We start from the raw sequence: 3,760 nt of genomic DNA on the forward strand, positions 1-3,760 counted from the left end.
CGGTTTTTGAGCCTGTTCCATCAACCCAACGAGCCTTAAAGACCACACTAAACACAAAAGTATAAACAGCTAGCATCAAAATTGGATAAAAAAATGACCACGTCACACCTAAAAGAGACCCTTTGTAACGCCCCATAACCTCACGTTGAATCATTTGTAAAATTAATTGTCGATGTTGGATCAAACTTTGTAATAAAAATAAGAAAGAAGATGATTGCGAAGCATGCGGATTCATTCAAAAACCTCAGCCGTACTAAATAGTTCCCCATTTTTATCTTTATGTGATAACTGAAAGTCCATATCTATTTTAGACCAGTTAATCGCTAACTCTGGATCACTCCACAGAATCGAACGTTCAGATTGTGGCGCATAATAATTTGTCGTTTTATACAAAAACTCTGCCGAATCGGACAAGGTTAAAAAGCCATGGGCAAAGCCTGCTGGAATCCACAGTTGGCGTTTATTTTCTGCAGACAGATGCACACCAACCGATTTACCATATGTAGGAGAGCTGCGACGAATATCAACAGCCACATCAAATACCTCACCAACAACACAACGCACTAATTTACCCTGTGTATGTGGTGCTAGCTGATAGTGCAGCCCTCTTAACACTCCTTTTACCGAACGCGAATGATTGTCTTGAACAAAATTAACAGCATATCCTATGGCTGCTTCAAATTTTGCTTGACTAAAGCTTTCATAAAAAAAACCACGCTCATCACCAAAAACTGTAGGCTCAATAATCTTAACTTCACTAATTGCGGTATCGATAATTTTCACAGTTTAAAAAACTCTTTACTTCAGCATTGATAATAAATATTGACCATACGCATTCTTTTTGAGTGGCTCTGCTAAACGACTTAATTGTTCAGCATCAATCCATCCAGAGCGAAAAGCAATTTCTTCAGGGCAAGCCACTTTTAAACCTTGTCTAGCTTCAATTGTGGCTATAAATTGACTAGCCTCTAACAAAGACTCATGTGTACCTGTGTCTAACCATGCGTAGCCTCGCCCCATAGTTTGTACATCTAAAGCACCGGCCTGCAAATAAGCAGAGTTGACATCGGTAATTTCTAATTCACCACGAGCAGATGGCTTAATAGATTTAGCTATTTCTACAACTTTTTCATCATAAAAATATAAACCAGTGACAGCATAATTTGATTTTGGTTGTTTAGGCTTTTCTTCAATACTCATTGCACGCCCATTAGCATCAAACTCTACAACACCATAACGCTCTGGATCTTGAACATGATAAGCAAAAACACTTGCGCCTGTTGTCTTTGCATTGGCATCTTGAAGTAATTTAGAAAATTCATGACCATAAAAAATATTATCACCCAACACTAAAGCACTAGGCGCGCCATTTAAAAATTGCTCACCTAAAATAAATGCTTGCGCCAAACCATCAGGACTAGGCTGCACTACATATTGCAAGCTTAAGCCCCATTGGCTACCATCGCCTAGTAACTGCTGAAAACGTGGTGTATCTTGAGGAGTAGAGATGATTAAAATCTCGCGAATTCCTGCCAACATCAAGGTTGTTAAGGGGTAATAAATCATCGGCTTGTCATAAATAGGTAAAAGCTGCTTGCTCACAGCTAAGGTCGCAGGATATAAACGCGTACCTGACCCACCTGCTAAAATAATACCTTTACGTTGCATAATCAAACCTCCTCAATTAGTGACAAACTATATTAATTACATTTAGCACATCCTGTTGCCAATTTGTTAAACCTACTTTAAACGTTGTGACAATTTTATCACAATTTAGACGCGAGTTTGCAGGACGTTTGGCAGGAACAGGATAAGCACTACTTGAAATAGCGTTTATATTATCTTTAATCAAAATAACACTTTGTTTTGATTTAACTTTTTCAACAATAAATTGCGCATATTCGTGCCATGTTGTTTCGCCACTAGCAGTTAGATGATAAATACCATAAGCATTAAACTGTGCATCTTGCAAATATTGCACTAATACTTGTGTTGTCACTTGTGCAATTAAATGTGCTGATGTTGGTGCACCATGTTGATCTGCAACCACATTTAAGCTTTCACGTTCTTTGGCCAAACGAATAATAGTTTTAATAAAGTTATTACCATGTACACCAAACACCCAACTGGTTCTAAAAATAAGATGTTTTGCCCCACTTTGCTGAATCGCTTGTTCACCTAATAATTTACTCAGACCATACACAGATTGCGGATTTGGTGTATCTTCCTCAACATAGCTACCCTCTTTCGTTCCATCAAAGACATAATCTGTTGAATAATGTACTAACAAAGCATTATGCGCTGCTGCCCATTCTGCCATTATTTTGGGCGCATCATAATTAATCAAATAGGCTTGTTTTTGCTCTGACTCAGCTTTATCAACGGCTGTATAGGCAGCTGGATTAATAATAATCATTGGCTGATATTTTTCCAAAACTTGTAAAATACTGGCCTGATGACTTAAATCCATTTCTTGACGAGTGACCGCAATAACCTCAGCTAATGGGGCGAGCATGTTTAATAATTCATGCCCTACTTGGCCACTCACCCCCGTTAATAAAATTCGCGCCATTAGTTATGCTCCATATTGCAAATTTAACCACTGACGATATTCACCAGTCGTCACATTTTTGACCCAGTCCTGATTATTTAAATACCACAATACTGTTTTACGAATACCTGTTTCAAAAGTTTCTTCTGGCTTCCAACCTAACTCTTGTTCTAATTTACGGGCATCAATCGCATAACGGCGATCATGGCCTGCACGGTCTTGGACAAAACTAATTTGTTCTGTATACGAACCTAATGTTTTTGGTTGTAATTCATCCAATAACGCACAAATAGTTTTTACTACCTCTAAATTAGCTTTTTCATTCCACCCACCGACATTATAAGTTTCCCCCACTCGGCCATTAGCCAACACGCACCGAATTGCCGCACAATGATCTTTAACATATAACCAATCACGAATTTGTTGGCCATCGCCATAAATTGGCAACGGTTTTCCTGCTAAAGCATTTAAAATTACTAAAGGAATTAACTTTTCAGGAAAATGATATGGCCCATAGTTATTGCTACAATTAGTAGTTAACACAGGCAAGCCATAGGTATGATGCCATGCACGCACTAAATGATCTGAGGCAGCCTTAGAAGCCGAATAAGGACTATTAGGTTGATATTGATTGGTTTCGGCAAAAGCGGGGTCTTGAGGCAATAAAGAACCATAGACTTCATCGGTAGAAACATGTAAAAAGCGAAAACTTGTCTGAAGCGGCTGATCTAGACTTAACCAATACGCTCTGACTGCTTCTAGTAAGTTAAAAGTGCCAATAATGTTGGTATCTATAAAATTGGTAGGGCTTTTAATCGAACGGTCAACGTGGCTTTCGGCAGCAAAATTTACAATAGCACGCGGTTGATATTGGGCTAATAATTGGCTAACCAACGCTTTATCACCAATATCACCTTGAACAAAGATATGGCGAGCGTCATCTTTTAAGCTTTTTAATGAATCGAGATTGCCTGCATAGGTTAATTTATCTAAATTAACAATCGGCTCATCGTGTTGTGCCAGCCAATCCAAAACAAAATTTGCACCAATAAAACCTGCGCCACCTGTGACTAATATTGTCATACTGATATTCTCTACACAAAATAAAAATTGATTAATACCGTCCCAAAGCAATTAAGAGTTTCATTGCAATGGTGTCCAAACTATTTTGTTTATAGATTAATGCACTATAAATAATAAACCAGCGAG

Annotated in this window: 4 protein-coding genes and 1 pseudogene; all 5 read right to left on the reverse strand. The window is 38.2% G+C overall.

Going from position 1 to position 3,760, the window contains the following annotated elements; genetic code table 11:
- Nucleotides 1–235 (reverse strand): annotated as a pseudogene (locus tag Q0212_RS10530) (hypothetical protein); the annotation flags it as partial.
- Complete coding sequence (gene rfbC, locus Q0212_RS10535) at nt 232–783, reverse strand: dTDP-4-dehydrorhamnose 3,5-epimerase (protein ID WP_297925213.1); 552 nt, start codon at nt 781–783, stop codon at nt 232–234. The gene rfbC and the pseudogene Q0212_RS10530, both read right to left, overlap by 4 nt.
- Nucleotides 784–798: 15 nt before the next feature.
- Complete coding sequence (gene rfbA, locus Q0212_RS10540; protein WP_297925215.1) at nt 799–1,668, reverse strand: glucose-1-phosphate thymidylyltransferase RfbA; 870 nt, start codon at nt 1,666–1,668, stop codon at nt 799–801.
- A 16-nt stretch (nt 1,669–1,684) separates the two neighbouring features.
- Entirely contained in the window at nt 1,685–2,572 is an 888-nt protein-coding gene (gene rfbD, locus Q0212_RS10545) for a dTDP-4-dehydrorhamnose reductase (RefSeq protein WP_297925217.1), read from the reverse strand.
- Between the two features lie 3 nt (nt 2,573–2,575).
- Nucleotides 2,576–3,634, reverse strand: coding sequence for a dTDP-glucose 4,6-dehydratase (gene rfbB, locus Q0212_RS10550; RefSeq protein ID WP_297925219.1), 1,059 nt, complete (start codon nt 3,632–3,634; stop codon nt 2,576–2,578).
- Nucleotides 3,635–3,760: the final 126 nt, after the last annotated feature.

It is taken from the genome of uncultured Agitococcus sp., assembly GCF_937920075.1.
In the GTDB taxonomy this organism is placed as follows: Bacteria; Pseudomonadota; Gammaproteobacteria; order Pseudomonadales; family Moraxellaceae; genus Agitococcus.

Coding starts and splice junctions, on each gene's coding strand:
- rfbB (WP_297925219.1), bottom strand. CDS start 3,634: ATGACAATATTAGTCACAGGTGGCGCAGGTTTTATTGGTGCAAATTTT.
- rfbD (WP_297925217.1), bottom strand. CDS start 2,572: ATGGCGCGAATTTTATTAACGGGGGTGAGTGGCCAAGTAGGGCATGAA.
- rfbA (WP_297925215.1), bottom strand. CDS start 1,668: ATGCAACGTAAAGGTATTATTTTAGCAGGTGGGTCAGGTACGCGTTTA.